This window comes from Kribbella albertanoniae, assembly GCF_004348455.1.
Taxonomy (GTDB): domain Bacteria; phylum Actinomycetota; class Actinomycetes; order Propionibacteriales; family Kribbellaceae; genus Kribbella; species Kribbella albertanoniae.
Window position 1 is genome coordinate 1 of record NZ_SMKA01000441.1, and the last position, 3923, is coordinate 3923.

Below are 3923 nucleotides of genomic sequence, written 5' to 3' on the forward strand. Positions count from 1 at the left end.
GGGGAAGTCGACTGCTGGGCGGGTGATGACTTCGCCGGTGGGGAGGCGGTCCAGGACGTGGATCGTGGTGAGGCGGCGAAGACCGGTGGGAGTGCGGGTCAGGTGGAGGACGGCTTGCAGGGCTGAGGCGAGTTGGCTGTGGATGGCTTCGCGTGGAAGGCCGGCCAGAGCGCCAAGGGCTTCAATGCGAGCCGGTACGTCGGTGGGCGAGTTGGCGTGGATCGTGCCGCAGCCGCCTTCGTGGCCGGTGTTGAGTGCGGTCAGGAGGTCGACCACTTCTGCGCCGCGAACTTCGCCGACGATCAGTCGGTCCGGGCGCATGCGAAGGGCTTGGCGGACGAGGTCGCGGAGGGAGATTTCGCCGTGACCTTCGACGTTGGGCGGGCGGGCTTCGAGGCGAACGACGTGCGGGTGGTCAGGGCGGAGCTCGCTGGCGTCCTCGACCACAAGTAGGCGCTCGTTGGGATCGGTGGCGGACAGGAGCGCGCTCAACAGGGTTGTCTTGCCTGTCCCAGTACCTCCACTGATGAGGAACGCGAGACGGGAGACGAGCAGGTCCCGGAGGAGCGCGGCGCCCTCGGGCGGGAGGGATCCAGCCTCGACAAGTGAATCCAAAGTGAAGACTTTGCGGGCGGGGACACGTAGGGACAGGCAGGTGCCCGGAGCTGCGATCGGCGCCAGGACAGCGTGGAAGCGAGTGCCGTCCTGGAGCCGTACGTCGACGTACGGCGTGGCGTCGTCGAGCCGACGACCGGCGGCAGCGGCCAACCGGGTGGCGAGGCGACGGATTGCCGCGTCGTCGCCGGTGTGCACGAAGACGCGCTCCAGACCGGAACCGCGGTCGATGTAGACCTCGTCCGGGCCGTTAACGAGGATGTCGGTGATCCCTGGTTCGGCGAGGAGACTGTCGAGCGGACCCGCCCCCAACGCCTCGCGGTGCAAGGCTGCGACGACCGCGAGGACGGTGGAGTCGCCGTACACGCCGCCGTCGGCACGCAGCGCGGCGGCAACCCGCGCCGGGGTCGGTTCGCCGCCGCTGACTGCGAGGCGATCGCGCACGCGGTCGAGGAGGTCGCCGGAGATAATCATGCGACCGGGGCGAAGAGGCCGAGAAGAGTGCTGGCAGCTCGGGCCAGCGAGCCTCGGGGATTGGGATCGAAGCGGCCCTGGTCCATCGCCGTAGGTAGATCCCGCTCGTCAACGACGATAGTTGCTAAGGGCAATGACAAGTGCAACGCTGCCTCGGCAGCGGGAATGGCCGGGCGACGGGTCTCGCGCGCGATGACGCGGAGATCCCCGGCGACCTCCGCGAGCGGACCGGCCAGGCGTTTGGCAGCAGCCAGGGACCGAATGTCGCACGGGACGACCAGCAGAGTCGCGGTTGCTCGGACGAACGCTTCCTCGACGGCGGGATCGGGTCGACGCGGCAGGTCGAGGACCACGAGGTCGTTGCTGCATTGGGCTGCATTGAGAACCGACCGCATCGTCTCCGGCGGTAGCGCGGTGACATCGGAGCGATCCCAGGACAGCACCGGGAGACCGCTCGCGGTCGGCAACGCCGAGCGCAGGGCGGCAGCGCTCACCCGGCCAGCCGCATTCAGAAGCTCAGGCCAGCGTTGACCGGGATCACGTTCGATGCCTAAGGCAAGCTCTATGCCGCCACCCAGTGGATCACCGTCGATCAGCATGGTTCGCAGGCCGCGACGATTGCCGGCCAGGGCAACGGCGGCCGCCATGGTGGTGGCGCCCGCTCCCCCACATCCGCCGACGAAGGCGAGCGTGACAGCCGATCGGACACCACCGTCCAACGTGTCAACCAGTCGGCCAGACAAAGCGACCTCGTCAACAGGGAGCCGGAACACCGCCTCCGCGCCGACCTCGAAGGCGTGGCGATACAGCTCATCCGTGCCCGGTCCGGCTCCGGCCAGCACGACGCCGGTACGTCGTACTGGCGTGGTGCGGGCCAGTCCCGCAACCAGGTCGTCGCCGACGATCACCAGTGGGCAGATGTGCCAACTGCGTCGCAGCGCATGCAGATCGCGCTCGACGAGCGGCGTGATCGAGGCCGCCGCGGCCAGCCGGAGCAGGTCGTCAAGCAATCGTTCGTTGGTAGTTGCCATGAGCACCGATGGGGGAAGCACTGTGGGGTTCATGCCAAGAAGATGCAGCGGACACCGATGGTCCGAACCACCCATTACGCACCTGTGGACAAAGGTTTGTCGGCTTTCCGCCAGCAGCGGGTATCCGCCACAGTGAGCCCGCGACCAACTCGGCGGAAACAGTTACCGTTCCTTTCGAAGTGTCTTTAACTAAATTTCACCGGACGCTTTTCCCCGCCCCAGTTCCGGAGGACCGCCCCATGAGTCGATTGCGTTTTCTCACCGCTACGGCCGCAGTAGCCGCCACTGCCTTGGTCACTGCAGCGGGCGTCTCGCTCGCGAGTACCGAGATGCCATCCGCCGCCCCGGCCGCACAGGCCGCTGTGATGGCACCGGCCGCAGCCGGCGGCATCAAGACCGCGTACTTCACCCAGTGGGGGATCTACGCCAACGGGTTCTACCCCAAGAACCTGCTCACCACCGGAGCCGCCGCCAAGCTGGACTTCCTGAACTACGCGTTCGCGAACATCCACCCGACCAACCACACCTGCTTCATGGCCAACAAGGCCGCGTCGCAGGACGAGAACAACCCGAATGCCGGTGACGGCGCCGGTGACGCGTTCGCCGACTACGGCAAGTCCTACGGCGCCGACATCAGCGTGGACGGTGTCGGTGACGTCTGGAACCAGCCGATCCAGGGCAACTTCAACCAGCTGAAGAAGCTGAAGGCCAAGCAGCCGAACCTGAAGATCCTGATCTCGATCGGTGGCTGGACATACTCGAAGTACTTCTCCGACGCAGCCTCCAGCGACGCCAAGCGGAAGACGTTCGTCACCTCCTGCCTGAACATGTTCATCAAGGGCGACCTGCCGGTGATCGACGGCTTCGGTGGTGCGGGCAGTGCGGCGAACATCTTCGACGGTATCGACCTCGACTGGGAGTACCCCGGCTCGCCGAACGGCCATGTGGGCAACCACCACAGCCCTGCGGACAAGCAGAACTTCACCCTGCTGCTGGCTGAGTTCCGGTCGCAGCTGAACGCACTCGGCAGCGCCAACGGCAAGCGCTACTACCTGACCGCCGCCACTCCGGCCGGGCAGGACAAGATCGCCACGATCGAGACCGACAAGATCGGGCAGTACCTCGACTACAACAACGTGATGACGTACGACATGCACGGTGGCTGGGACGCCACCGGGCCGACGAACTTCCAGGACCCGCTGTACCAGGCACCGAACGACCCGAGTAACCCGATCCCACCCGGTACGGCGAAGTACTCCGTCGACGGTGCGATCAAAGCCTGGACGACCGGAGACCCGGCGTACGGCATCCCCGGTGGGTTCCCGGCCAACAAGCTGACCATCGGCTACCCGTTCTACTACCGCGGCTGGAAGGGCGTGCCCAGCACAGCCAACGGCAAGTACCAGACCGCGACCGGACCGGCCGACGGACATGCGCTGAGCGGCAACGTTCCGGGCGTCTCGTTCTACAAGGAGCTGACCGGCTTCGTCGACAACCCCTCCGCGACCTTCTGGGACGAGACCACCAAGTCGTCGTGGTTCTACCAGGGCGGCACGTTCTGGACCGGTGACAACGCCCAGTCGATCAAGGCGAAGGCGGACTACGCGCACTGCAACGGTCTGGCCGGCGCAATGATGTATTCGATGGAGGCGCTCGACGCCGGCGTCACACTCTTCAACCACGTCGTGAACGCCGTCAACGCGGACACTCCGGGCTGCAGCGGCCCCACGCCGACTCCGACGCCCACTCCTACTCCCACTCCGACGCCGACACCCACGCCGACGCCGACCCCGACCCCCACTC

At 66.5% G+C, this 3923-nt stretch carries 3 protein-coding genes; 1 reads left to right on the plus strand and 2 read right to left on the minus strand.

Annotated features, from left to right (window positions below; all coding sequences use genetic code 11):
* A partial coding sequence (locus tag E1261_RS43690; RefSeq protein WP_132416099.1) for a TadA family conjugal transfer-associated ATPase occupies positions 1 to 1089 on the minus strand: 1089 nt, incomplete at its 3' end.
* Positions 1086 to 2153 carry a septum site-determining protein Ssd gene (gene ssd, locus E1261_RS43695; protein WP_132416101.1) on the minus strand — a complete coding sequence of 356 codons (1068 nt, stop codon included), beginning with the start codon at positions 2151 to 2153 and terminating at the stop codon, positions 1086 to 1088. The genes ssd and E1261_RS43690, both read right to left, overlap by 4 nt.
* 206 nt (positions 2154 to 2359) lie before the next feature.
* On the opposite strand from ssd, the gene E1261_RS43700 reads away from it, so the two are divergent.
* Positions 2360 to 3923, plus strand: a 1564-nt coding sequence (locus E1261_RS43700; RefSeq protein ID WP_132416103.1) for a glycoside hydrolase family 18 protein, incomplete at its 3' end; no start/stop codon positions are given.